The 25,244-nt window shown below is 43.0% G+C and carries 23 protein-coding genes; 12 read left to right on the forward strand and 11 right to left on the reverse strand.

The window, feature by feature from the left end; translation table 11 throughout:
- Nucleotides 1-117: 117 nt before the first annotated feature.
- Together PAARA_RS02490 and PAARA_RS02495 are read right to left on the reverse strand one after the other, a co-directional pair.
- Entirely contained in the window at nucleotides 118-774 is a 657-nt protein-coding gene (locus tag PAARA_RS02490; protein ID WP_062567501.1) for a response regulator transcription factor, read from the reverse strand.
- Nucleotides 775-885: 111 nt separating this feature from the next.
- Nucleotides 886-3,177 carry a TonB-dependent receptor gene (locus tag PAARA_RS02495; RefSeq protein ID WP_062567502.1) on the reverse strand — a complete coding sequence of 764 codons (2,292 nt, stop codon included), beginning with the start codon at nucleotides 3,175-3,177 and terminating at the stop codon, nucleotides 886-888.
- Nucleotides 3,178-3,472: 295 nt separating this feature from the next.
- Here PAARA_RS02495 and PAARA_RS02500 point away from each other — a divergent pair, with 295 nt between their 5' ends.
- The 12 genes from PAARA_RS02500 (at nucleotide 3,473) to fusA (ending at nucleotide 17,290) form a co-directional block, all read left to right on the forward strand.
- Entirely contained in the window at nucleotides 3,473-4,774 is a 1,302-nt protein-coding gene (locus PAARA_RS02500) for a GntP family permease (protein ID WP_062567503.1), read from the forward strand.
- 9 nt (nucleotides 4,775-4,783) lie between these two features.
- Complete coding sequence (locus PAARA_RS02505) at nucleotides 4,784-5,971, forward strand: E22 family MetX-like putative esterase (protein ID WP_062567504.1); 1,188 nt, start codon at nucleotides 4,784-4,786, stop codon at nucleotides 5,969-5,971.
- A 4-nt stretch (nucleotides 5,972-5,975) separates the two neighbouring features.
- On the forward strand, nucleotides 5,976-6,737 hold the full coding sequence (locus tag PAARA_RS02510) for a 3-hydroxybutyrate dehydrogenase (RefSeq protein ID WP_062567505.1): 762 nt from the start codon (nucleotides 5,976-5,978) through the stop codon (nucleotides 6,735-6,737).
- 9 nt (nucleotides 6,738-6,746) lie between these two features.
- Entirely contained in the window at nucleotides 6,747-7,454 is a 708-nt protein-coding gene (locus tag PAARA_RS02515; RefSeq protein WP_062567506.1) for a CoA transferase subunit A, read from the forward strand.
- Nucleotides 7,455-7,465: 11 nt separating this feature from the next.
- Nucleotides 7,466-8,125 (forward strand): CoA transferase subunit B, encoded by a 660-nt coding sequence (locus tag PAARA_RS02520; RefSeq protein WP_062567507.1) that lies wholly within the window; start codon nucleotides 7,466-7,468, stop codon nucleotides 8,123-8,125.
- A 219-nt stretch (nucleotides 8,126-8,344) separates the two neighbouring features.
- Entirely contained in the window at nucleotides 8,345-9,586 is a 1,242-nt protein-coding gene (locus PAARA_RS02525) for an OprO/OprP family phosphate-selective porin (protein ID WP_062567508.1), read from the forward strand.
- A gap of 18 nt (nucleotides 9,587-9,604) precedes the next feature.
- Nucleotides 9,605-10,570: a Bug family tripartite tricarboxylate transporter substrate binding protein gene (locus tag PAARA_RS02530; RefSeq protein WP_062567551.1), complete on the forward strand. Its 966-nt coding sequence runs from the start codon at nucleotides 9,605-9,607 to the stop codon at nucleotides 10,568-10,570.
- A 13-nt stretch (nucleotides 10,571-10,583) separates the two neighbouring features.
- Nucleotides 10,584-11,048, forward strand: a complete 465-nt coding sequence (locus PAARA_RS02535; RefSeq protein WP_062567509.1) for a tripartite tricarboxylate transporter TctB family protein — start codon at nucleotides 10,584-10,586, stop codon at nucleotides 11,046-11,048.
- Between the two features lie 3 nt (nucleotides 11,049-11,051).
- The gene (locus PAARA_RS02540; protein WP_062567510.1) at nucleotides 11,052-12,590 is read left to right on the forward strand and encodes a tripartite tricarboxylate transporter permease; all 1,539 of its coding nucleotides are present in this window, start codon (nucleotides 11,052-11,054) and stop codon (nucleotides 12,588-12,590) included.
- A gap of 14 nt (nucleotides 12,591-12,604) precedes the next feature.
- Nucleotides 12,605-14,227, forward strand: a complete 1,623-nt coding sequence (locus PAARA_RS02545) for an ATP-binding protein (RefSeq protein ID WP_062567511.1) — start codon at nucleotides 12,605-12,607, stop codon at nucleotides 14,225-14,227.
- A 36-nt stretch (nucleotides 14,228-14,263) separates the two neighbouring features.
- Entirely contained in the window at nucleotides 14,264-14,992 is a 729-nt protein-coding gene (locus tag PAARA_RS02550; RefSeq protein WP_062567512.1) for a response regulator, read from the forward strand.
- Nucleotides 14,993-15,202: 210 nt separating this feature from the next.
- Nucleotides 15,203-17,290, forward strand: a complete 2,088-nt coding sequence (gene fusA / locus PAARA_RS02555) for an elongation factor G (protein ID WP_062567513.1) — start codon at nucleotides 15,203-15,205, stop codon at nucleotides 17,288-17,290.
- A gap of 76 nt (nucleotides 17,291-17,366) precedes the next feature.
- Here fusA and hemB read toward each other — a convergent pair whose 3' ends face one another.
- The 9 genes from hemB to PAARA_RS02600 all read right to left on the reverse strand — a co-directional run bounded on the left by hemB (nucleotide 17,367) and on the right by PAARA_RS02600 (nucleotide 25,236).
- On the reverse strand, nucleotides 17,367-18,380 hold the full coding sequence (gene hemB, locus PAARA_RS02560; RefSeq protein ID WP_062567514.1) for a porphobilinogen synthase: 1,014 nt from the start codon (nucleotides 18,378-18,380) through the stop codon (nucleotides 17,367-17,369).
- Nucleotides 18,381-18,392: 12 nt separating this feature from the next.
- Nucleotides 18,393-20,240: a sensor domain-containing diguanylate cyclase gene (locus PAARA_RS02565; RefSeq protein WP_062567515.1), complete on the reverse strand. Its 1,848-nt coding sequence runs from the start codon at nucleotides 20,238-20,240 to the stop codon at nucleotides 18,393-18,395.
- Between the two features lies 1 nt (nucleotide 20,241).
- Nucleotides 20,242-21,024, reverse strand: a complete 783-nt coding sequence (locus PAARA_RS02570) for a TatD family hydrolase (RefSeq protein ID WP_062567516.1) — start codon at nucleotides 21,022-21,024, stop codon at nucleotides 20,242-20,244.
- The gene (locus PAARA_RS02575) at nucleotides 21,024-21,560 is read right to left on the reverse strand and encodes a hypothetical protein (RefSeq protein ID WP_062567517.1); all 537 of its coding nucleotides are present in this window, start codon (nucleotides 21,558-21,560) and stop codon (nucleotides 21,024-21,026) included. Before PAARA_RS02575 ends, PAARA_RS02570 begins: the two co-directional genes overlap by 1 nt.
- A 1-nt stretch (nucleotide 21,561) precedes the next feature.
- Nucleotides 21,562-22,302 (reverse strand): twin-arginine translocase subunit TatC, encoded by a 741-nt coding sequence (tatC, locus tag PAARA_RS02580; protein WP_062567518.1) that lies wholly within the window; start codon nucleotides 22,300-22,302, stop codon nucleotides 21,562-21,564.
- A gap of 50 nt (nucleotides 22,303-22,352) precedes the next feature.
- On the reverse strand, nucleotides 22,353-22,685 hold the full coding sequence (gene tatB, locus PAARA_RS02585) for a Sec-independent protein translocase protein TatB (RefSeq protein WP_062567519.1): 333 nt from the start codon (nucleotides 22,683-22,685) through the stop codon (nucleotides 22,353-22,355).
- A gap of 5 nt (nucleotides 22,686-22,690) precedes the next feature.
- Nucleotides 22,691-22,933 carry a Sec-independent protein translocase subunit TatA gene (tatA, locus tag PAARA_RS02590; protein WP_062567520.1) on the reverse strand — a complete coding sequence of 81 codons (243 nt, stop codon included), beginning with the start codon at nucleotides 22,931-22,933 and terminating at the stop codon, nucleotides 22,691-22,693.
- Nucleotides 22,934-23,011: 78 nt separating this feature from the next.
- Entirely contained in the window at nucleotides 23,012-24,613 is a 1,602-nt protein-coding gene (gene ubiB / locus PAARA_RS02595) for a ubiquinone biosynthesis regulatory protein kinase UbiB (RefSeq protein WP_062567521.1), read from the reverse strand.
- 17 nt (nucleotides 24,614-24,630) lie between these two features.
- A complete protein-coding gene (locus PAARA_RS02600; protein ID WP_062567522.1) occupies nucleotides 24,631-25,236 on the reverse strand; it encodes a ubiquinone biosynthesis accessory factor UbiJ in 606 nt (201 codons plus the stop codon).
- Nucleotides 25,237-25,244: the final 8 nt, after the last annotated feature.

Below are 25,244 nucleotides of genomic sequence, written 5' to 3' on the forward strand. Positions count from 1 at the left end.
GTTATTTTCTAATTCCATTATATCTATGAGATAAGTTACTGAAATAAGAAGCCGCTGCCAACTAAAACTCATTAAAAAATTAAGCTGATTTGTTAAGTGATAGAGCTATATAAAAAGCTACTCGATTTTGCCAACCTGCGAAAGCTGGTTAAACAAAATGCCCGCTTGGGTACGGTTATAGACATTAAGCTTACGTAAAATCGCTGACACATGTTGTTTGATAGTGGTTTCTTGAATCGACATTTCAAAGGCGATTTGTTTATTCAATAAACCGTCGGCAATCATTACTAATACGCGGTATTGCTGCGGAGTTAGTTTTTCAAGGTTACGAGCAAATTCGCTTTGTTCGTCGTTGATCACCACATCGGTTAAATCAACTTCGGGTGGTAACCACGTATCGCCGTTGAGTACATGGCTAATTGCTTCACTAATAACATCTAAAGAAGATGACTTCGGAATATAGCCTGCAGCGCCAAGGCTCATAGCTTGTTTGATTATGGCAGGTGTCTCATTGGCAGAGACCATAATGACTAGAATATCAGGGTAGTGGTTACGCAGTTGCGAAAGGGCTTGTAGACCATTTGCACCTGGGATGGTGAGGTCTAAAAATATTAGTTCAATCTCAGGGTGAGCGCTTAACAGTGTAAACAAACCATCAATGTCACTGGTTTCTTTAATATGTTCTTCAGGCACTGATGTCGCGGCGGCTTGGCGCAGTGCACTTCTAAATAACGGGTGATCATCGGCGATTATGGTGTTCACAGCTAAAGACATTCCCTCTATTCTCCAATGCGTTATGTTATAAGTGATTTTGCCTTTTGAAACAAGGTTTGCCTGAGGGAAGTTTCAGACAAACCTTTCTCACACAAGGATTTAGATTCTATTTTAGAAACGATAACCAACAGTGAAGGCGACAGTGCGAGGGTCGCCGTAGTAACCAATTAGCGTATTATCACCACCTAAACCTGGGGTATATTTGCTGGTATCTGTTGGGTCTGTTGGATCAGGTGCCACGAACTGGTAACCACCAATCATGTACTCTTCATCCGTTAAGTTTTTACCGTAAAGACCGGCAGTCCAGTGACCATCTGTGCTGTACCAAGTAATACCCATATTAAAAATACCGTAAGCATCTTGCGTTAATAGGCTATCTTCTTCGAATAGCGCGTAGTCGCCTCTGTGGTAATAGTTACCATTAATTACAAAGTCGCCCATTTCTGTGTACATACGGTATGTTGCACCCAGATTAAAGGTTAAATCAGGTGTGTTTGATACCGTAAAACGGTCTGATTTATCGAACTGCTCACCTGTTACAGGGTCAAAATCAATCACGTTATCGAAGTTACTGTCAATATAACCTATTGATGCATCAAAGCTGAGCGATTCAGATGCTACATAGTTAAGCTCAAGCTCAATACCATCAGATGTTGACTCCCCAATGTTACCTAAGCGTTGGTTTAGATCTGCATCTGTTTCACCGGGTAACACAGAAATATATTGACGATCTTTATGGTCGAGTGAGAATAGGGTGACGTTTGCACGTAAGTTATTGTTCCACTCACTCTTCATGCCGATTTCGAATGAATCAACGATTTCTGGTTTTGCAGCAGGCTCTGCTGTACTTGCTCGTGGGTTGAACGTACCTGATTTAAAGCCTTGTGCGTAACTTGCAAAGAACATGATGTCGTTTGAGTACTGATATTCAACACCTGCACGCGGTGTGAAGCGTGACCATTCTTCTTCATCATCGAGTACCGTCGGTACGAGTTGACCTTCAGGGCGAGTGTAACCAGGGATCCAATCTGACTCTGGATAGACCGTATCAAAAATTAAACCGTTATAAACATTCGCTTCTTTTTTGTCTTTGGTGTAACGCGCGCCCAATGTCATTGACCATTGTTCGTTAAAGTCATAACTACCTTGAATATAAGCTGCCTTACTTGTTGAGTTACTACAGCCACCGGTTTCACGGGTTAAGCTTGGGCCACCTAATGCCTGACCTAATACTTTCAAGATAGCTTGGAATTGACCACATGATTCACCGTCATAGTAATAAAGACCCGAAACCAGTTTGTAGTTATCGCCTTGATGGTTTAGCTGTAATTCATGAGTGGTTTGCTCATCATCGTAAATTGCAGGAACATCGAAAATTTGAAGTGAAGTATTATCAAAGTCGATATTGGTTGGTGAGTAGCTCTCACGGCTTGAACCTACATATTTAATGCTGGTGTAGTCAGTCATATCCCAACGAGCAGTCAGGCTGTAGCCTTCAAGTTCAACTTTGTTCCATGTTGGTAAGCTGGTGTATGAGTCATACACACTATCTGGAACCGGTGCATCGGTTAGTAGGCTTGGTAGTAAACGGTAGCCACCTTTTGCGTTTGACTTGTCTTCTGTTTTATCCCACGCTAAGCGAAAGAATAAGTCATCAGTCGGTGTGTATTCGAGTGTAACACGTGCTGCGGTCACGTCTTTGTTGTAGTTTTCGCGGTCTTGGTTATCAAGAGCCGATGTTAAAAACTCACCAAAGCCATCACGGTTAAGCGTTGCAAACCCAAAGCCTACGTAAAGTTTTTCGTCAACAATCGGTAATTGGCCGGTAATCTTTAAATCTTTCTGGTTATAGCTGCCCACAGTCCCCTGTACATTTAACGTGGCATCACCGCTCATTTCTTTGGTGACGTATTTAATTGCACCACCAATGGTGTTTTTACCGTAAAGCGTTCCTTGTGGGCCGCGTAATACTTCGATTTGTTGCACATCAAGTAGGTCAAGCACGGCACCTTGTGGACGAGCAAGATAAACATCATCAATATAAATACCTACGCCTGGCTCATAACCCCAAAGAGGATCTTGCTGACCTACACCACGAATAAACGCAGTAATGGTAGAGTTAGTACCACGACTGGCTTGCAAGGTAGTATTTGGCGAGAACTGCTGAACTTCGGTCATGACGACAATGCCATTTTCTGCCAGTTCTTCAGCACCAATTGAAGTGACAGCAACAGGCACTTCTTGCAGATTTTCAACGGTTTTACGTGCTGTTACCTGAATACGTTCAAGTTCACCTTTTTTTGCTGCAGGTTCGGCTTGTTCTGCCGCTTGAGCACTGACACCTGCCAAAGCAAGTGATACAGCCAGAGTAAGTGGCGCGACTTTTGGGTTAAGCTTTATCATGTTGTATTCCTTGTTATTGTTGTCATTAGTCTTATGGCCACTCACATCGATGTTGCCGAAGACTGAATAAGATTTGCCCGTGTCACCTGTCAGTTAATGTAGAAGATAGTTGCAAAAATTGAATTAGTACCATAGTGCTATACCCACCACAGCCCTTTATTTATCAAGCAATTAAGCTATTTTTAAAGCAGATAGTACCTTAGTGTTATGTATTTTTTGAACGCTTAAGGTAAGACTAAAAGCATTATTCCGATGTCACCTCATCTGTGTAATAACAATAATTATAGGAATGTCTATGCTGAGCATGATAGGACTGTTAGGCGGCTTAATACTGCTGATCATTTTAACGCTGCGTGGGGTAAATTTATTTATCGCTGCGCCAATCTGTGCACTGTTAGTTGCACTTAGTAGTGGCATGGCCATTTTCCCTGTATCGGCAGATACAAACTTTATTAACGCCTATATGGATGGCTTTGCAGGCTTCTTAAGTGCGTGGTTCTTTATGTTCTTACTGGGTTCGTTATTCGGTAAGTTTATGGAAGACACCGGTGCTGCAGACAGTGTTGCAAGCTACATTGTGGGTAAATTAGGTATGAAACACGCCGTTCTTGCGGTTGTGATTGCCTGTGCTGTTTTAACCTATGGTGGCGTGAGCGTCTTTATCGTTGCGTTTTCTGTTTACCCAATGGCATTAAGTCTGTTTAAAGATGCAAACTTACCACGCCGTTTTATTCCAGCAACGCTAGCATTTGGTTCGGTGACCTTTACCATGACCTCAGCTGGCTCGCCAGAAATTCAAAACTGGATCCCCGTTAAGCACCTTGGTACGTCACCCTATGCGGCATGGGAAGTCAGCTTAGTGGTGGCTATTTTCATGGCAACAGCAGGTTATTTTTGGTTAAACAAGATGATCAAAAAGGCCGTTGCTAACGGCGAAACCTTTGAAGCGCGTGATGATGATCCTGTCATTATTGAACGTCGTCGTCCGCATCCAATCACGGGTGTGATCCCGCTAATCGTGGTGCTACTTTTATCATTTACACTACATGATGTACTGCAGCAAACAGCGCTGATTGTCGCTTTACTTGGTGGTGTACTGAGTATTGTGATTATCAACTTTAAGCATTTTCACGATATGGGTAATGCTATTAATGTGGGTACAACCGGTGCTTTAGTAGCAATCGGTAATACCGCTGCCGTGGTTGGTTTTGGCGCTGTGGCGAAAGTGTCACCAGCATTTACCGCCGCTGTCGATGTGATGACCCATATGCCGGGTAATGAACTACTTGGCGCAGCCGTGGCAGTGAGTGTCATTGCGGGTTTAACAGGCTCTGCTTCTGGTGGACAAGCCATCGCATTACCACTTGTCGCACCGGGTTATTTAGATATGGGTGTGAATCCAGAACAACTACACCGTGTGGTGGCGATTAGTTCTGGAGCACTCGATACCTTGCCGCATAATGGCTATGTGGTCACAACGATACGTGCTATCTGTAAAGAAACGCATCAACGAGCGTATTGGTCAATGGCAGCACTCACCGCGGTCATTCCGCTTATCGGTGTCGCATTAGCACTCGGACTCTTTATTTTCTTTTAAGGAACAGCAATGAAAACCAAATTAATAATTTTGCTATGGCTGGTTGTATTTAGTAGCACTGCGTTTGGCGCCGAAAACAAAGCCGACACTATGCTGGTGGAAAAACAGCATTTTACAACAAAAGATTTTACCACTGTGTCTGGTGTGACTTTAGAGCAAGTGGATATTGGCTGGGAAAGTTACGGAAAACTAAATGCCAATAAAGATAACGTGATTTTAATCACTCATTACTTCTCTGGTACGTCTCATGCCGCAGGTAAATATAAAGCGGATGATGCCTTACCAGGTTATTGGGATGCGATTATCGGCCCTGGTAAAGCTATCGATACGAATAAATATTATGTGATTAGCTCAGATACCTTAGTGAATGCCAACTGGCATGATGAAAATGTAATCACCACAGGTCCTGCGTCAACCAATCCCAAAACAGGTCAACCTTATGGCTTGGACTTCCCTGTAGTCACAATTACTGACTTTGTGAATGTGCAAAAACGTTTACTAGAAAGCCTAGGTATCACTAAATTACATGCTGTGATGGGTGCATCAATGGGTTCGTTTCAAGCTCTTGAGTGGGCAACGCGTTACCCAGATAAAGTAGAGCGTTTAATTCATGTGATTGGCGCTGCAACGATGGATGCATGGACAGTCGCTGCACTTGAAAAATGGGCGTTACCAATTCGTTTAGATAAAAACTGGCAGCAAGGTAATTACTACGGCAAAGAGCGTCCGTTAGATGGCTTAGCGGCAACCATGCTTAATATTACGCAAGATGCGATGCATCCAATTATTTATAACGCGAGCTTCCCTGACTTTAACGTATTGGATGAAGGCGCGTTAAAAGACATTCGTACCTTGCCTAAGTTAAATCAAGTATTGGCTGGGCGGGCAATGGCGCGTGCGAAAACGCAAGATGCAAACCATGTACTTTATTTGGTCCGGGCATCACAACTATTTACCGCTGGCATGCAAAGCGATTTAACAACGGCACTTAAAAATATCTCTGCAAAAACCTTACTGCTTCCTGCGAGTAACGACTTATTGCTACGCCCCGAAAACATGCGCGCTGTGTATGAAACCATGAATGCACAAGGTAAAGATGTTGCGATTTCAGAAATTGAAGGGGGCTGGGGACACCTTGATGGCATCTTCTCAATCGCCCCTAAAGCGCAGCTTATCAGTGAGTTTTTAGAGGAGTAGCCCGATGAGCAGGACAGTTTTAATTACCGGTGCAGCCAGTGGTATTGGTTTATATGTTGCAAAGCAGCTGGCGATGCAAGGTCACACTATTATTGTCACTGATTTAAATCAGCAAGCAGCACAACAAGCGGCAGCAGACATTGTTGAGCAAGGTGGCAGCGCCGAAGGGTATGCACTCAATGTGGCAGAAAGCACCGCAATAGAGCAGTTTTTCACTGAGCTTAATCAGCCAATAGATGTACTTATTAATAATGCAGGTATTCAGCACGTTGCAAGGCTTGAAGATTTTCCGGCTGATAAATGGCAGTTTTTACAACAAGTCATGCTTGTTGGCCCTGCGATGATGACCAAGGCTGTACTCCCTCGCATGCGTGAGCAAGATTTTGGTCGCATCATTAATATTGGCTCAATCCATGCCATGGTGGCGTCTAAGTATAAGTCGGCTTATATCGCAGCAAAACATGGTTTAATCGGGTTTGCAAAAACCATGGCCTTAGAAACGGGTGATGCCAATATTACAATCAACACGGTGTGTCCGGCGTATGTGAAAACCCCGCTTGTGGAGCAACAAATTGCCTCGCAAGCCAAAGAGCATGGCATTTCTGAGCAACAAGTGATCGACACGATTATGCTGGCACCAATGCCGAAAAAAGCATTTATCGGTTTAGATGAAATACTGCATACCGTTAGCTTTTTAATGGCCGATGCAGCACGCAATATTACCGCCCAAGCAATCGCCATTGATGGCGGTTGGACTGCACAATAGGAGGAGCCAATGGCAGGTTTTGATAAAGTAGTTACAAGTTACAACGAAGCGATGGCTGGCCTTGAAGATGGCATGACAGTGATAGCGGGTGGTTTTGGTTTATGCGGTATTCCTGAAGGCTTGATTGCGCAAATTAAACATCAAGGCACCCGTGGTTTAACTGTGGTATCGAATAACTGTGGTGTTGATGGTTTTGGTTTAGGTGTGCTGCTTGAAGACAAACAAATTAGCAAGATGGTTGCCTCTTACGTCGGTGAAAACGCGTTATTTGAGCAGCAGCTATTAAATGGTGAGCTTGAAGTTGAGCTAACACCGCAAGGCACTTTAGCGGAAAAAATGCGTGCTGGCGGTGCGGGCATTCCTGCATTTTATACCGCAACGGGTGTCGGTACACCGGTGGCTGACGGTAAAGAAACCCGCAATATTAATGGTCGCGATTATTTATTAGAGCCAAGTATTACCGGCGACTTTGCGATTGTTAAAGCGTGGAAAGCAGATCGCTACGGTAACTGTATTTATCGTCATACGGCGATGAACTTTAACCCGATGGCAGCAACCGCAGGCAAAATTACGGTTCTTGAAGTTGAAGAAATTGTTGAGCCAGGGGAGCTGGAGCCAAGCCAAATTCACACGCCGGGTATCTATATTGACCGAGTGATTAAAGGTGAATTTGAAAAACGCATCGAGAAAGTTACCACTAAGCAAGAGAATCAATAAGGAGCACGCTGATGGCATTATCACGAGAACAAATCGCTAAACGCGTGGCAATGGAACTACAGGATGGTTACTACGTTAACTTGGGCATAGGTATTCCAACCTTGGTCGCTAATTATATCCCTGATGGCATCGAAGTGATCCTGCAATCAGAAAATGGCTTACTCGGTATGGGACCTTACCCAAGTGCAGACCAAGTTGATGCCGATATGATCAACGCAGGCAAAGAAACGGTCACCGCAGCAACAGGCGCAGCTATTTTTAGCTCCGCAGAAAGCTTTGCCATGATCCGCGGTGGACATGTAGATTTAACCGTGCTGGGTGCGTTTGAAGTGGACCAAAACGGCAACATTGCCAGTTGGATGATCCCGAAAAAGTTGGTTAAAGGGATGGGTGGTGCGATGGATTTAGTGGCCGGTGCTAAAAACATTATTTGTACTATGACCCATGCCAACAAGCATGGCGAGTCAAAACTGCTGACCGAATGTAGTTTACCGCTAACTGGGGTTGGTTGTATCAATAAAGTGATCACCGATTTGGCATTGTTAGAAATTAAAGACGGTGCATTTCATTTATTAGAGCGTGCCCCAGGAGTCTCAGTCGATGAGATTATAGCCAAGACACAAGGTAAGCTTATTGTCTCTGAAGATGTACCTGAAATGACCTTTAGTTAGCAATTAAGCTCCTAATTTGACTGAATTTTATACTAAACCCTAGTAATGTGCTTTTTGTTCATGAATTTTATGAGCAAAAAGCCATTTATTATCATCAATGCAACTTACCTCCTAAACATTTCGTTAATCTATCGTTAACACTAAGCTCCAAACCAGATCGCCATTTGCAGTCGGCCGATCAACGACAACAAATAATTATAATCTGGTGTGGAGTAATTCATGAAAGCAAGTAACACACAGCTCGCTTTAGCCGTTGCAGCGGCGTTAGCAAGTACATCAGCATTCGCACAAAGCGACACTGAACAACTACAGCAACAACTCGACGCACTTCAAAAAGAAGTGGACTCATTAAAAACATCTAGCGGCTTTAACCTAGAATTTGGTGGTCGCGTACAGCTTGATTACAACTATTTCGACGGCGCTTACAATGCCGACAATGATGGCGCTGGAGGCAGCGACTTCTTTCCTCGACGTATCCGTACTTATGTTGAAAGTGAACATGGTAACTGGGATCACAAACTATTACTCGAATTTGCAGAAGGCACAGCTGAAATTGTTCTAGCCCGTGTTCGTTATGCATTCGACAACGGCTTAAAAGTAAAAGCCGGTAAAATTCGTGAAGACATGTCGCTCAATGCGCTAACCAGTTCTAAGCACATTAACACTATTGAGCGCAGCACCCTTGCTAATACCTTCTCACCTTTCTTCCGTTGGGGTATTTCAGCTTATCAATACTTTAAGGACTCAGGCTTACGTTATGCCGTAGGTGTATACAAAAACGATGCGTTTGGTGCATCAGGCCATGACGAAGACGACAAACTCACATTGGCTGTAACAGGTCGCTTAACGTGGTCAAGTGCGGCGCCTGGTGATGTGATTCATTTAGGTGCTTGGCACTCCTATCGCGATATGGGCGGTAATGATTTAAGCGCTCGTTTTGCCCGCGGTGAAGTGCGTGAAACCAATGTGCGCTTAGTGGATTACGCAGTAGGCGGTGAAACGGCTGCACTCGATAGTATGTCGCAAACAGGTCTTGAATTTGCCTACCAAGCAAATGCTTTCACTCTAGAGGCTGAATATGCCAGCCGTTACCTCGATACGATTGATAGTAGCAATGCATTAGATGGTGAGCGCTTTGATGGTTTTCATGTTTCTGCCAGTTACTTCTTAGGTGGTCAGCAGCGCAATTACAAAGCGGGCTCTGCGTTATTTGTTCAGCCAAAAGGGATTAAAGACGCATGGGAATTGGTTGCCCGTGTTTCACAAATGAATGCCAGTAGTAAAGATCAAGGCACTGACGTAACCACTTATACGTTAGGCACATCCTATTACCTAAGCAGCGATATTAAGTTTATGGGCAACCTGATTTACAGCGATGTTGATGGTGCAGGCGCTTCTTCGCTGGTAGGTGATGAAGATTCAGGTATGGGCATCAGCGCTCGTATGCAGTACTTATTTTAGGAGTCGCGCATTATGACTATGTTTAAATCAATTAAGAGCTCTTTATTAGCAGCCTCGTTATTAGTAACCAGCCCGTTGGCGTTAGCTGACTTACACTTTTTAGTACCCGGTGGTCCAGGTGGCGGTTGGGATACCACTGCCCGTGGTGTGGGTGAAGCCATGGTAAAAGCGGGGATTGAAGATAATGCGTCGTTTCAAAATATGTCGGGTGGCGGCGGTGGCCGTGCGATAGCTTATTTGATTGAGTCGGGTACTAAAAAAGGCGATATGTTGATGGTGAACTCAACGCCTATCGTACTGCGCGCATTATCAGGCAAAATTCCTTACAGCTATCGTGATTTAACGCCAGTTGCCAGCATGATTGCCGATTACGGCGCGTTTGTTGTACGTAATGATTCGCCTTATAAAACATGGCAAGACGTTATTGATGCTATGAAAAAAGATCCAAGCTCAGTCAAAGTGGCGGGAGGGTCAGCGCGCGGCAGTATGGATCACTTAGTGGCAGCACAAGCTGTAAAGGCGGCGGGTATTGATGGTCGTCGATTACGTTACATTCCCTATGATGCGGGTGGTAAAGCGAAAGCAGGTTTGTTGTCGGGTGAGGTCAACTTACTTTCAACGGGCTTAAGTGAAGCACTCGAAGTCGCCAATGGCGGTCAAGCGCGTATTTTAGCAGTGACTTCAGCAGATGCTTTACCGGATTATCCTGAAATTCCAACCTTAAAGTCGCTAGGTTACGACATGGAATTCGTAAACTGGCGCGGCTTTTTTGCAACCCCAGATTTACCCGCAGACAAACTAGCTCAGTACACAGAAAAGTTGCGTAAATTACAAGCAACACCTGAGTGGGAAGCGGTTCGTGCGCGTAATGGTTGGTTAAACCTGTTTCAAGAGAAAGAAGCGTTTATTAAAGCGCTTGAGCAGCAGGAAGCACAGCTAAAAGTGGTCATGGAAGAGCTTGGTTTTATTCGTAGACTAGGTTAGTTGGGACTTTTTAATGTTAAACCGTGAACTAATTGGACCAAGTTTATTCTTGGTCCTCTTTACCCTTTACGCCCTTGTGGCTTGGCAAATTCCACTCATGCCATTTGAAGAGTATGAAAGTGTTACTTCTGCAACCTTACCAAAAGTGTATGCCGTATTTGGTATTGTGGTGTGTGTACTATCGATTGGCGCCAACTTATTAAAGCAAGCGCCAACAGAAAAAGCAGAGCTACTCAGTAAGGGCAACTTACTACGTACCTTTGCACTGTTAGTGCTAATGGTTGCCTATAGTGCCATGCTCGAGCCGTTTGGCTTTTTAATTGCCACCAGTGCCTTTTTAATTGCTGGCTTTTTTATTATGGGCGAACGCCGTAAAACGGTGTTGTTGTTTGCCTCTGTGCCTGTCGCTGTGGTTTTTTGGTTTTTAATGACACAAGTACTGGGCATTTACTTAGTACCTGGCAACCTGTGGAGTTAAGTTATGCTTGATGGAATTATGTTAGGTTTGTCGACCGTACTCGACTGGAACAACTTGTTATATGTGATTGTTGGCTGCTTTGTTGGCACCTTCATCGGTATGCTACCTGGACTTGGTCCAATTACTGCGATTGCATTGATGATCCCGATCACTTACAGCATTGGTGCTGATTCGGGTATGATTTTAATGGCGGGTGTTTACTACGGCGCTATATTTGGTGGCTCTACGTCTTCTATTTTGATTAATGCGCCAGGGGTTGCAGGGACAGTTGCTTCTTCATTCGATGGTTATCCTTTAGCTAAGCAAGGCAAAGCTGGTAAAGCCCTTGCCATTGCAGCCTATGCGTCCTTTATTGGTGGAACAATTGGCGCCATTTTACTGATGGTGGCTGCGCCATTATTAGCGAAAGTGTCGTTAAGTTTCCAATCACCTGATTATGTTGTACTAATGTTTTTAGGCTTAACGGCCATTGCCGCGTTCTCTAATAAAGGGCAATTTTTAAAAGCGATGATGATGACGGTATTTGGTTTAATGCTGGCAACGGTAGGGATTGATCCCTCTTCAGGTACTGAACGTTTTACCTTTGGCCAAGCCGATTTATTAGATGGCATTAGCTTTTTATTAGTGGCAATGGCGACGTTTGCATTAGCTGAGGCACTGATTAATGTGGCGCGCCCTGAGGCTGAGCCAGATAACAAGTTGGATGATCCTAATACGCCAAAAATTGGTTCAACAAAATTAACCAAAGAAGAAGTAAAAGACATGGCTCCTGTGGTTGGCCGTTCCTCTTTACTTGGTTTTATTGTCGGTGTTTTACCAGGGGCAGGGGCGACGATTGCCAGCTTTATGGCCTATGCCACGGAACGTAACCTTGCTCCAAAGGCACTGAAAGATAAATTTGGTAAGGGCTCGATGCGTGGCTTAGCAGCCCCTGAATCGGCTAATAATGCAGCCTGTACGGGTTCATTTGTACCGCTACTGACGTTAGGTATTCCTGGCTCTGGCACGACAGCGATTATGTTAGGCGCCTTAATCGCCTACGGCATTCAACCAGGTCCTATGTTAATGCAAGAAAACCCAAGCGTGTTTTGGGCTGTCATTGTCAGTATGTATTTTGGCAATATCGTACTGCTTATTCTGAACCTGCCGTTGATCCCATATTTTGCTAAAGTGCTGGCTATGCCTAAATCGGTGCTAACCGTGATGATTTTGTTCTTTAGCTTAATTGGCGTGTATTTAGTGTCATTTAACACCTTTGATTTATTTATGATGGTGGGCTTTGCGTTGGTGGCATTAGTCCTTAGGTTGCTAGCTTTCCCGATGGCACCTTTGTTACTTGGCTTTATACTTGGCGATATGATTGAGCGAAATTTCCGTCGTGCGATGATGATTTCAGATGGCTCATTGAGCTTTTTATGGGACCGCCCATTAACACTCAGTATTTTCGTAATTTCAATCTTAGTGTTGTTGTTCCCATTGAAAGACTATATTGTCCAACGTCGAAAAGAAAAAGCAGCCACGCAAGCAGAGCAGCATGCGTAGTACAAGGCGATAAGATGAGATACACCAATAAGCTAAACCCATTTCAGCATATGGTTAAAAAGCCAAAGCGCTTAGAAACGCGACTCATTATTTGGGTTACCGGTCTATGTGTTTTACAAGCTGTGTTGTTTGGCGCTTTGGTGTATCAGATCACAGCGCAGAGTCTACATAGCCATATGGGTGACAAGGCACTGGCGTTAGCAACGAGCATCGCATCGCGAGATGATGTACAAAAAGCGTTACTAACACAAAAAGACCACGCAAAGCTTAATATTGAAATAGAGCAAATTCGTGAATTAACGGAAGCAAGTTTTATCGTTATTGGCGATAGCCAAACAACACGTATTGTTCATCCTGATGCTAATAAGCTGGGTAAGCACATGGTTGGGGGTGATAGCCAAGCTGCACTAAGAGGTGAGCGCTACGTATCTATTGCGAAAGGCAGCTTAGGTGAGTCAATTCGCGGAAAAGTGCCAGTCTATTCTGAATCAGGTGAGATAATAGGGCTTGTTTCAGTGGGGTTTTTGGTGCAATCGATTGAGCCGCTCATTCGTGCTCGAAGCGCCGAAATCATGCTTTGGGGCTTATTGTTAGTGGGGTTGAGCATTTTGGCTGCGGTGTATATTGGTCAACGGGTTCGTAATGCTATTTTTGGCTTGCAACCAGATGAAATAGCACGGCTCTTTTCTGAGCAAGATGCTATTTTGAATACGGTTCGTAGCGGTATTATCGCCCTTGATCCAGAAGGCAATGTGCGTAACTTAAACCAACGTGCCTGCGAAATCCTTGGCAAACCAACTAGCTGTATCCATCAGCCACTTAAGCTTGAAGACTTACTTCCTGAACATACCGAGTTTTTAATGCATAACCAACAGCGACCGATTGTTGGTTTTGAATTGTTTGCTGCCGATAAGCGTATTGTGTTGTCGCGATATGCATTGCAAGTGCAAGGTCAGGCGGATGGTATTTTGTTGAGTATGCGCCCTGCTGATGAGCTTGAATATTTATCGCAGCAATTAACCAAAGTGCAAGCCTTTGCTGAGTTATTGCGGGTGCAAACGCATGATTACTCAAACAAGCTAAACTTAATTGGTGCGTTAATTCAAATGGGGCAAACGGATCAAGCTATTGAATTAATAGGTCAAGAAAGCAAAGGCTCACAAGCGCAGATCCATCATTTACTCGAAAGGATCCAAGATCCGGTACTTGCTGGGTTACTGGTCGGTAAATACCATAAAGCCCGTGAACTTAATGTAATCCTTGAGCTCAATCCTGATAGTTTACTGGGATCGATCACCCGTAAAGATATGCTGGAACGGGTTGTCTCTATACTCGGCAATTTGATTGATAACGCAATTGAAGCTGCGATTAGAGCCAGCGATACACGTATACCCAAGGTGCGAGTTACGGTCGATGAAACCAGTAAAACCTTGCTGTTCGATGTTGAAGACAGCGGCTTTGGTTTGGGCGATGACAAGGATGTGATATTTACACCACAATACAGTTCTAAGTCAGGGGCAGAGCATGGCATAGGTCTTTATTTAGTTAAAACCAACTTAGATTCGTGTCGTGGTAGTTTAGAAATAGGTGAGTCTGATCTGATGGGGGCACGCTTAAGTGTCTACATTCCAAAATAATAAAAATGATCAGCCTATAAATAAAAGGTAAAGAAGATGACTTATTCGGTTGTCATAGTTGAAGATGAAGTCGAGGTTGCACAGCTGTTAGCGCAATATTTATTACTTCCTCATGGTATTGCAGGTCAACAAGGAGCGCGTCAAACATTACGCCAAGGGCAATATCAAGTGGTGGGTATTGCCGGTAATTTAGCGACAGCCAAAGCATTATTACAAGCAGTTGATGCAGATTTAATTCTGCTTGATATCCACCTTCCTGACGGTAATGGTCTTGAGCTGTTAAATGAGTTGCGACGTAATGAGCTTAAAAGTGAAGTGATGCTGTTAACTGCGGCAAAAGAAGTCGAAACATTGGAAAAAGCCATGCAACTTGGTGCATGCGATTTTTTAGTTAAACCACTTATGCTTAATCGTTTAGATCAAGCTTTAGCGCGCTTTGAAGCAAGGCAGCAATGTTTGTCAGATGCAAATGAAGTCACACAATCTATGGTTGATACCCTTTTTGGTTCACAAGAGCAGCAAAAAGCGCCTGTTAGATTACCTAAAGGTGTCGATCAGCTTACTTTGCAAAAAATTCTAAAAGCATTTGAAGCGAACCTAGGAACGGATTTTACTGCCCAGCAGATGGGTGATTTAGTTGGGGTAAGTCGCTCAACGGCTCGTCGATACCTTGAATATTTACTGGAAGCAGAAAAAGTCAGTGCTGATCAAAGCTATGGCAGTATTGGTAGACCTGAACGCTGTTATAAAATGCTTACTGGTTAGATAGCGGTGTTTTATTAGTGTGTTCGCGGATTTTATGTGATTTTTACAGCGTAAAATCATTTCAAGCTACTTTAAAAAGTACCACTTATCTTTAGCATAGAAAAATTTTATAAAATTGATTGCATTTTAAGCGACTTCGATGGTGATGTTCGCTTTAAGTAATGCTATACTCCCGCCGAATAATTTTTCGACTTTATTAAGAGTAAAATAATGGCAGATTTATCGAAGTACAGAAATATTGGTATTTTCGCCCACGTTGACGCGGGTAAAACTACCACCACTGAGCGTATCCTTAAGCTTACGGGTAAAATTCATAAGACTGGTGAGGTACACGACGGTGAGTCTACTACTGACTTCATGGAACAAGAAGCTGAGCGTGGTATTACAATCCAATCAGCAGCTGTAACTTGTGAGTGGAAAGGCCACCGCTTAAACGTTATCGATACTCCGGGACACGTTGACTTCACAGTAGAAGTATACCGTTCACTTAAAGTACTAGACGGTGGTATCGGTGTATTCTGTGGTTCTGGTGGTGTTGAGCCGCAGTCAGAAACTAACTGGCGTTATGCGAACGAATCAGAAGTTGCACGTGTTATCTTCGTAAACAAACTAGACCGTATGGGTGCTGACTTCTACCGCGTTGTAGGTCAAGTTGAGAAAGTACTTGGTGCTAACCCACTAGTGATGACTTTACCAATCGGTATCGAAGACCAATTCTGCGGCGTTGTAGACGTACTTGAGAAAAAAGCATACGTTTGGGATGACACTGGTCTTCCTGAAAACTATGAAGTACAAGACGTTCCTGCTGACATGGTAGACAAAGTTGATGAATACCATGAAATGCTTGTTGAGTCTGCTGTTGAGCAAGACGAAGACCTAATGATGGCGTACATGGAAGGTGAAGAGCCTTCTTTAGAAGACATCAAACGTTGTATTCGTAAAGGTACTCGTGACCTTGCGTTCTTCCCAACGTTCTGTGGTTCTGCATTCAAAAACAAAGGTATGCAATTAGTACTTGATGCTGTTGTAGATTACCTACCTTCGCCTACAGAAGTTGATCCACAGCCTCTAACTGATCCTGAAACAGGTGAGCCTACTGGTGAAGTTGCTACAGTTTCTGCTGATGAGCCACTTAAAGCGCTTGCGTTCAAAATCATGGACGACCGTTTCGGTGCACTTACGTTCATCCGTATCTACGCTGGTCGCATGAAAAAAGGTGACACAGTACTTAACTCAGCAACAGGTAAAACTGAGCGTATCGGCCGTATGGTTGAGATGCAAGCTGATGACCGCAACGAGATCTCTGAAGCACAAGCGGGTGATATCATCGCTGTTGTTGGTATGAAGAACGTTCAAACTGGTCACACTCTTTGTGATCCTAAGCACGAATGTACACTTGAAGCGATGATCTTCCCTGATCCAGTAATCTCAATCGCTGTTGCACCTAAAGATAAAGGTGGTAACGAGAAGATGGGTATTGCGATCGGTAAAATGGTTGCAGAAGATCCTTCATTCCAAGTTGAAACTGACGAAGATTCAGGCGAAACCATCCTTAAAGGTATGGGTGAGCTTCACTTAGATATCAAAGTAGATATCCTTAAGCGTACTTACGGTGTTGAGCTAGTTGTTGGTCAACCTCAGGTTGCTTACCGTGAAACTATCACGAAAGAAATCGAAGATAGCTACACGCATAAGAAACAATCTGGTGGTTCTGGTCAATTCGGTAAGATTGATTACCGCATCAAGCCAGGTGAGCCTAACTCAGGTTTCACATTCACATCTTCAGTTGTTGGTGGTAACGTTCCTAAGGAATTCTGGCCTGCAGTTGAGAAAGGCTTCAAGTCTATGATGGAAGAAGGTGTTCTAGCTGGCTTCCCAGTATTAGACGTTGAAGTTGAGCTTTTCGATGGTGCTTTCCACGCAGTTGACTCATCAGCAATCGCGTTCGAAATCGCTGCTAAAGGCGCGTTCCGTCAGTCTATCCCTAAAGCGGGTGCACAACTTCTTGAGCCAATCATGAAAGTTGACGTATTCACTCCGGAAGACAACGTGGGTGACGTAATCGGTGACCTTAACCGTCGTCGTGGTATGATCAAAGACCAAGAAGCAGGCGCAATGGGCGTTCGCATCAAGGGTGAAGTACCACTTTCAGAAATGTTCGGTTACATCGGTCACTTACGTACTATCACGTCTGGTCGTGGTCAGTTCTCTATGGAGTTCTCACACTACGCACCATGTCCACAGAACGTAGCTGAAACTGTAATCGCTGCAGAAAAAGAGAAAAAAGCTGCTAAATAATTAGCCTTTTGACCTTTATAAAAAAACCCGCACTCGTTGCGGGTTTTTTGTTTATTAGGTTGCTGATATAAATAACTTACTGGTTATTCTTTAACCATGTTGCTGCTTGCTTGGCAAAGTAAGTCAGAATACCGTCTGCACCCGCTCGTTTAAATGCAAGTAACGATTCCATGATGATTGCCTCTTCAGCAAGCCAGCCGTTGTCGATAGCCGCTTTATGCATCGCATATTCACCACTAACTTGATAAGCAAATGTCGGAACACCGAATTCATCTTTGACGCGGCGAACTACGTCTAAATATGGCATTCCTGGTTTTACCATAACCATGTCTGCACCTTCTTGAAGGTCTAGTGCAACTTCGCGAATTGCTTCGTCTGAGTTGGCAGGGTCCATTTGGTATGTTTTCTTATCTGCACCTTTTAAATTACCCGCAGAACCAACAGCGTCACGGAATGGGCCATAGTAGCTTGAAGCGTATTTCGCAGAGTAAGCCATAATACGTGTGTGGATATGACCTTCAGCTTCCAGTGCTTCACGAATCGCACCAATACGACCATCCATCATGTCTGATGGGGCAACTACATCAGCACCTGCTTCGGCGTGAGATAAGGCTTGTTTTACTAAAATCTCAGTCGTGACATCATTAATGACATAGCCATTTTCATCAATAATACCGTCTTGTCCATGCACCGTGAAAGGGTCAAGCGCAGCATCGGTGATAACGCCGAGCTCTGGGAATGCTTCTTTGAGTGCGCGTACAGTTCGTTGCGCAAGTGCATCAGGGTTGTAAGCTTCTTCAGCGAGCAGAGATTTTTTATCGCTTGGAGTCACAGGGAAAATAGCAACCGCGGGAATACCTAAATCCACTAGTTCTTTGGCTTCTTCTAGTAATAGGTCAATTGAGAGGCGATCAACACCAGGCATCGATTCAACCGCTTCACGACGGTTTTTACCCTCTAATACAAATACAGGGAAAATAAGGTCATTGACGGTAAGTTGGTTTTCAGCCATTAGGCGACGAGAGAAATCATCACGGCGCATACGGCGCATGCGTGTATAAGGAAAGAGGTCGAGTCCTGATTGGGCCATTCTTTAATGCTCCTAGTCTGGTAGAGGATAACTAACTACACGATTTCGGCCTGATTGCTTGGCATGATAGAGGGCTTTATCGGCATAGTCAGTGAATAAATTTGGGTTATTTATATCTTCAGCAATTGCGCTGTAAACGCCTGCACTTAATGTAAATTTAATCGTTGTTCCGGCGACTATTATATCAGTGTTCTGAGCCGCTTTGCGTATTTGCTCAGCAATTTCTAATGCGCCTCTATGAGGGGTGTTGGGCAACAGCACAACAAATTCTTCCCCGCCATATCTTGCTACATCATCAAGAGGACGTTTTAAGTGGGCTTTTATAATATTTGCAGCAGCCTGAATTGTTTGATCCCCTGTTAAATGTCCATAGTTGTCATTAATCGCTTTAAAGTGATCAATATCGAACATAATAATACTTAAGGGGGTTTGTTCGCGTCTCGAGCGGCGTATATCCATCAATAGCTTTTTATCAAAGTAACGACGGTTTTTTGTTTTTGTTAATGCATCTTCCATATTGAGCTGCTCAAGGGCTCGGTTTTTCTCTTCAAGCTCTCTTAACGTTACTTGTAACTCAAATGTACGTTCTTCGATGTTGCTTTCTAAGTCTTGCCTCGCTTGCTCTTGTATCGCTAAACGCTCACGCATGAGGGTGTCTTGGGCTTTACTTTCGGCAAGGGCATTTTGTTGAGCACTTACTTCAGCGTCTCGCTGCATTAAAAACATTTTTATCACGGCGTAACTCAAACTAAGGCTACATATTAAGAAGCACACAAAGGTGAGTGATAACACGCCAATGTTTAAATCAAAGGGATTAAATACACCTAAGGCACTGTAAATAATGGCACAGAAAAAAGCGCTGATTGCAATCAAGTAAGCGATAGAAGGCTGCGTGTACTGATAATTATAGTGTTTAACTGATATGGCAGCAATTAAGCTAAGAAAAATGGGTAAACTTAATAAACATAGCGACAGAGCGATATGAACGGGTACAAACCACGTGAACAGGGTGAGTAGCATTATTGCATACCCTAACCCATGTATAAGCCGACGCTTAGCTGGACCAAAAATAGCCTGTTGCAGTGGTGCAAATAAAGCGCTACTTATAAACAGCAAGCTAGGAATAGCGAGTTGCTGGAATGAGATGCCATCAGGCTGTAAGTAGCGATAACCATAGCCGTATAAGTAAGCGAGTGTGAGCCAAAGCAAAGTGAGTAATATGCCTGTATAAGCAAAATAATGTCGCCTAGAAAACCCATATAAAACAAAGCTTGTTATGGCGAGCGACAAGATAAAACCAACCAGCAAACCATACAGTAAGTTAAACTTCGTTTTATGTTTTAGATACTCGTTTGGTGACCATAAACTTAAAGGGATACGCAGTCCTGCATCATTCTTTACTTGTAAATAGACCGTAGTATGACTTGCTTTAGGGAGTGTGAGCGATACTAGCAAAGACTCACTCTTTATTTGCCGATTAGCAAGCGGTAATGCATCGCCTATCTTTGTCACAAAAATAGTTTTAGTGCCTTGAGTATGAAGTACATTAACTTCATCTAAGAGGGGGTTATCAATAGATAAAATAACGGGTATATCTGTAAGGGAAGTATTATTTATTGCGAGTTTTACCCAGACAGGAGTTAAGTTCATACCTAAATTAAGGGATGTTCCATCACTGTCTAGCCACTCTATTTGATTGTTATTAAGAATCTGTTGTTCAGTGCTAGGCGCAAGGGTGTACTCAACATTTAAAAGCTGCTGAGACTTGAAATCAATGCCAACATTAATAGGATTAGCCACTAAATAGGGACTGAATAAAACAACAAAGAGTACGCTACACAGTGACCATAGGCGTGTCATTTTAGCCCCTAATGGAAAATAATTGCTGAAAGTTGAGTGTAGTTTGTTTTGCCACCTCAGTAAATTCGCAGCCTTTTAAATCAGCAATTTGCTGACAGATATAGGTTAAATAACTAGGTTCATTACGACGCGATTTTGGTTTCGGTTTTATTGTTCTTGGAAGTAAAAAAGGTGCGTCTGTTTCAATCAACAAGCGCTCTAAAGGTATGCTAGGTATTAATGATTGTAATTGCTCTCCTCTGCGCTCATCACACACCCAGCCAGTAACGCCAATATAAAGACCTTTCTCTAAGTAACGTTGTAGTGCAAACTCATCACCAGTAAAGCAGTGAAGCACTCCTTTTACACTATACTCACTAAGTATTGCGAGCATATCCTTGCTTGCATCGCGCTCGTGTAAATAGACTGGCATATTAAGTGTTTCAGCAAGAGCGAGTTGTCTTCTGAATACAGTACGTTGTACATCGCGAGGTGAAAAATCACGGTTATAATCGAGTCCACACTCACCAATAGCAACGACTTCTGGGTGACTTGCTAGTAAGGTTAGCTGCTGTTCTAAAGCTGTATCAGCCGTTTTTGCATCATGGGGATGAATACCTGAGGTGCACAGCAGGGAGTGGCGTTTTGCAAGTTCTAATGATGCTTGGCTGCTCTGTAAATCACAGCCAATCAATAGCATCTGTTTTACTCCGGCTTGAGCTGCACGTTGTAACACTTCATCATGATGCTCATCAAATTGATGATTGCTTAAGTTGACGCCAGCATCAACAAGCTCAATAGTCATTAGTTAGTACGTTTTACGCGAATAGAGCGATTTTGGCCTTTGATTTTCAATAAGAAAGAGTTGAAAACACCACGTTCAATTATCACTGTGTCATTTGCTTTTAAGCGCATACGATCAGAGCCTACTTGACGCCATTGCTGACCGTTATCAAGCTCAATAATGAGTTCACCATAAGCAGCCTGTTCAACACTTTTAACAACCGCGCTGATTTCGTCATCGTTCTCTTTTGTGACTTCTTTGTGCTCTAAACCAAAGTTGTCATTTTTCGCTTGGATAGGTTGTTGAGTAGGTGCTGCCGCTACAACCGCTTTAGTATCCGTAGCAGAAGAGCTGGTTGCGGCAGGTTTTTCTAGCTGTTTTTTGGCTGCAGGCTTTGTTAGTGATTTACCTGCCATGATGTTGTCGTAGCAAAGTAAACGATTAAAATCATTTTCAACGAAAGTGCAGGCTTGAAGTGCTTGGATATTTACTTCGTTAGCGTGCGCAGTGCCAGTAATCGTGAAAAGTGCAACGATGGGAATGAGTTGTTTTTTCATTTTATTCCTCTGATTCCTGTTGAGGCTTAGCAGTGTAAAATGCAGCCAAAATTAAGCCTAGTTCGAATAATAGCAGCATAGGTAATGCTAGTAATGTTTGTGACAGTACGTCTGGCGGTGTTAAGAACATGGCAATCACGAATACACCAACCACAATATAAGGCCGTTTTTCTTTTAAACTTTTTGTTGTTGTTGCGCCACTCCAACATAACAGCATAATAGCCACCGGTATTTCAAACGCAATGCCGAATGCAAAAAACAGTTTTAAAGCAAAGCCTAAATAGCTACTAATATCAGGCGCTAATGTCATCATATCAGGGCCCGTGCTAGTAAAAAATCCTAAAATAATAGGCAACACCACAAAGTAACAAAATGCGATTCCACTATAAAATAGCAAAATGCTAGAGGCTAGAATAGGCATGAGCATACGCTTTTCATGTTGATATAAGCCCGGTGCTATAAAACTCCAAACTTGATGCAATATCATTGGGATAGCAGCAAATAACGCAACAAATAAAGTGAGTTTAAACGGTGCAAAAAACGGTGATGTTACATCCGTTGCGATCATGGTGGCTGTGCTAGGCAAATTTGCGATTAATGGTGCTGCAATAAAATCATAAATATCGTTGGCAAAATACACCAAGCCGATAAATATTAGCAAAATGCTTAACAACGCTTTCATGAGTCGATTTCGTAACTCAATTAAGTGGCCAACAAAGCCTGTATGAGCTTGCTCGGTCATAGTTTATTATTCATCTTCATTATCATTGACCACAAAAGCAGAAATTAAATTCACTTTTTTTCATCATTATTCTTCGTTTCTAGTTGTTCGGATGTACGTTTCTTGTAACTGTGAGTTACTGATTGGGCTGCTTTTTGAAGCTCGTCCACAGAGCTTTTCAATTCAGGAGAAAGCTCCTGTAGGTTTTGTTGCTCTGCTTTTTTCAAGTCTTCATGAAGTTCATGGATACGAAGCTCTTCATTCACCTCAGCTTTGACTGAGTTAGCCACTGACTTTAGTGTTTTTATCCAGCGGTTTACCGTACGAATCGCCACAGGCAAGCGCTCAGGCCCTAAAACAATTAGACCTACTATCATTACAACAACGAGTTCCCACATCCCCATGCTGATTAAACCTTATGGTCGTCTTTGCTTTTCTCTGTGGTTTCTTTGTTTTGCGTAGTATTCGACGTTTGCTCTATTTTTTCGTTTTTTGAATTTGCTTGTTCATCATCAGATACTGCTTTTTTGAAGCCTTTAACAGCACTGCCTAAATCACCGCCGATGCCACGTAATTTTTTTGTGCCAAATAATAAAACGATGATTGCTAAAATGATGACTAATTGCCAAATACTGATACCACCAAAACCCATGGGTTACTCCAATTATTGTCAAATTTAATGAATTTACTTGTTTAGATTATACTCGCCAAAACATAAATAGCACTTAGTTTATGCGCTTCGCCATGCAGCAATAAAACCAATAACTGCAAGTGCTGTTGTGATACCAGCAGCAATTAGGTCATCCTGCAAATAACACAGGCCTGATACAATAAAGCAACTCCCCGCAAAAATACTTAAAAGTAAAGGTTTTGACGATGGCTGTGGCGGCAATTGTACAGGTTGTTGATGACGCTTTAAGTTTTGATAGATTAAATCCGGTAACTCGGGCATTTTTTCAGCCCAAAATGGTAGGTTTGCGTACATTTTTTTCATGACAGCCAGCGGGCCCACTTGTTCTTTGACCCAGTCTTCTAAAAATGGTTTAGCGGTTTTCCACAAATCGAGTTGAGGATAAAGTTGCCTACCAAGCCCTTCAACATACAACAGGGTTTTTTGTAGTAACACTAATTGTGGTTGAACCTGCATATTAAAGCGACGAGCTGTGTTGAACAAATTGACCAACACATGGCCAAATGAAATTTCAGCCAATGGTTTATTAAAAATAGGCTCACAGACAGTACGAATTGCAAATTCAAACTCTTCAATACAGGTATCGGCGGGCACCCAGCCTGAATCAACATGCAGCTGTGCAACTTGGCGGTAATCGCGGTTAAAAAAGGCGATAAAGTTTTCTGCAAGATAGCGTTTATCTTCGCGGTTTAAAGTACCCACGATGCCACAGTCAATGCCAATATATTGTGGGTTGTGCGGGTTTTCTCGCGAGACAAAAATATTACCTGGGTGCATATCTGCATGGAAAAAACTGTCACGGAACACTTGTGTAAAAAATACTTCAACGCCTCGCTCAGCGAGTAATTTCATGTTGGTATTTTGTGCAAGTAGTGCCTCTGTATCAGATACAGGAATACCATATATGCGTTCCATAACCAGCACATTACTGCGACTATAGTCACTGTAAACAAAAGGGATATAGAGTGAGTCAGATTCTTCGAAATTACGGCGCAGCTGAATCGCATTTGCACCTTCACGCATTAAATCAAGTTCATCAAGCAGTGTTTTTTTGTATTCGTTTACGACTTCGATAGGACGTAAGCGTTTTGCTTCTTTGAGTAGCTTGGCAACCAGTCTTGCCACTTTTTGCATGAGCATTAAGTCGGCATCAATTTGCTCTTTGATGTTAGGACGGATCACTTTGATCACCACATCTTGTGGCGCACCTTGCTCATCAATTAAGGTGGCAGTATGTACTTGTGCAATGGAAGCGGATGCCAGTGGTGTTTGCGAGAAATCGCTAAATAATTCACTAATATCGTTAATGCCAAGTGCTTTTTCAATCAGCTGTTGAGCAAGCTCACCTTCAAATGGTTCGACTTGATCTTGTAATAACGCTAATTCTAGAGCGACGTCGTGAGGGAGTAAGTCACGACGGGTTGAAAGCATTTGTCCAAATTTAATCCATACAGGGCCAAGTTTTTGTAAGGCTAAACGCAAACGCATCCCTGCAGGTTTATCTTTATGTTGGTTACGCAACCAAAATAAACTGCCGCGGGCTAGTTTGGCAAACCAAGGTACTTTTTTTTGTGGGATGAGCTCATCAAGGCCGTAGCAAAGTAATGTTTTGGTGATGAAGTATAGACGTGTAGTAGACACACAATATCCTTAGCAAACTAGCATGATTTCAATAGCGCATTGACTCGCATCTCCAGTTGAGATACTTGGCTTTTTAATTGACGGTTTTGTTGTTTAAATTCTGCTAATTCAAGCGGGTGGATTGTAACTGCTAGCTCATCTTGGCATAACGTTGTGAGTGTTTTTTCAAGTTTGCCTTTCATTTGCGCGCCACGTGTTTTGAGCGTTTGTAATGAAAGCCATAGTTGTTGAGCCGGCGCGTCGCCAATATAACGTGAGAAATGCTCTGGCCAATCAATATCAAGCTCTGCAAACGCATTACTGAATCCTTGCGCTATATTTAAATCGCCCTGTAAATCTAATTTATCTTGGCGAATTAGCTGAGTCAGCATTGCGGGATTTTTGAGTGTTAAAAGCGTATTTATATCAGCACTGATCATACAATCAAAACTCAGCTCTTCAGTGCTGTATAAATGGATTTGCTCGTTGCTGTAAACGCACAAAATGCGCTGTTGCCAGTCGCGGATCTCTATGAGTAATTGCTTATCGGCAATAGCAGCTAATCTATCCTTTAAAGAGTTATCTAGCTGCAAGACATGATTAACAACTCGTTCTACCAGTGATAATAGAGCATTTGCTAACATAATTTATG

The organism is Pseudoalteromonas arabiensis (assembly GCF_001550155.1).
In the GTDB taxonomy this organism is placed as follows: Bacteria; Pseudomonadota; Gammaproteobacteria; order Enterobacterales; family Alteromonadaceae; genus Pseudoalteromonas; species Pseudoalteromonas arabiensis.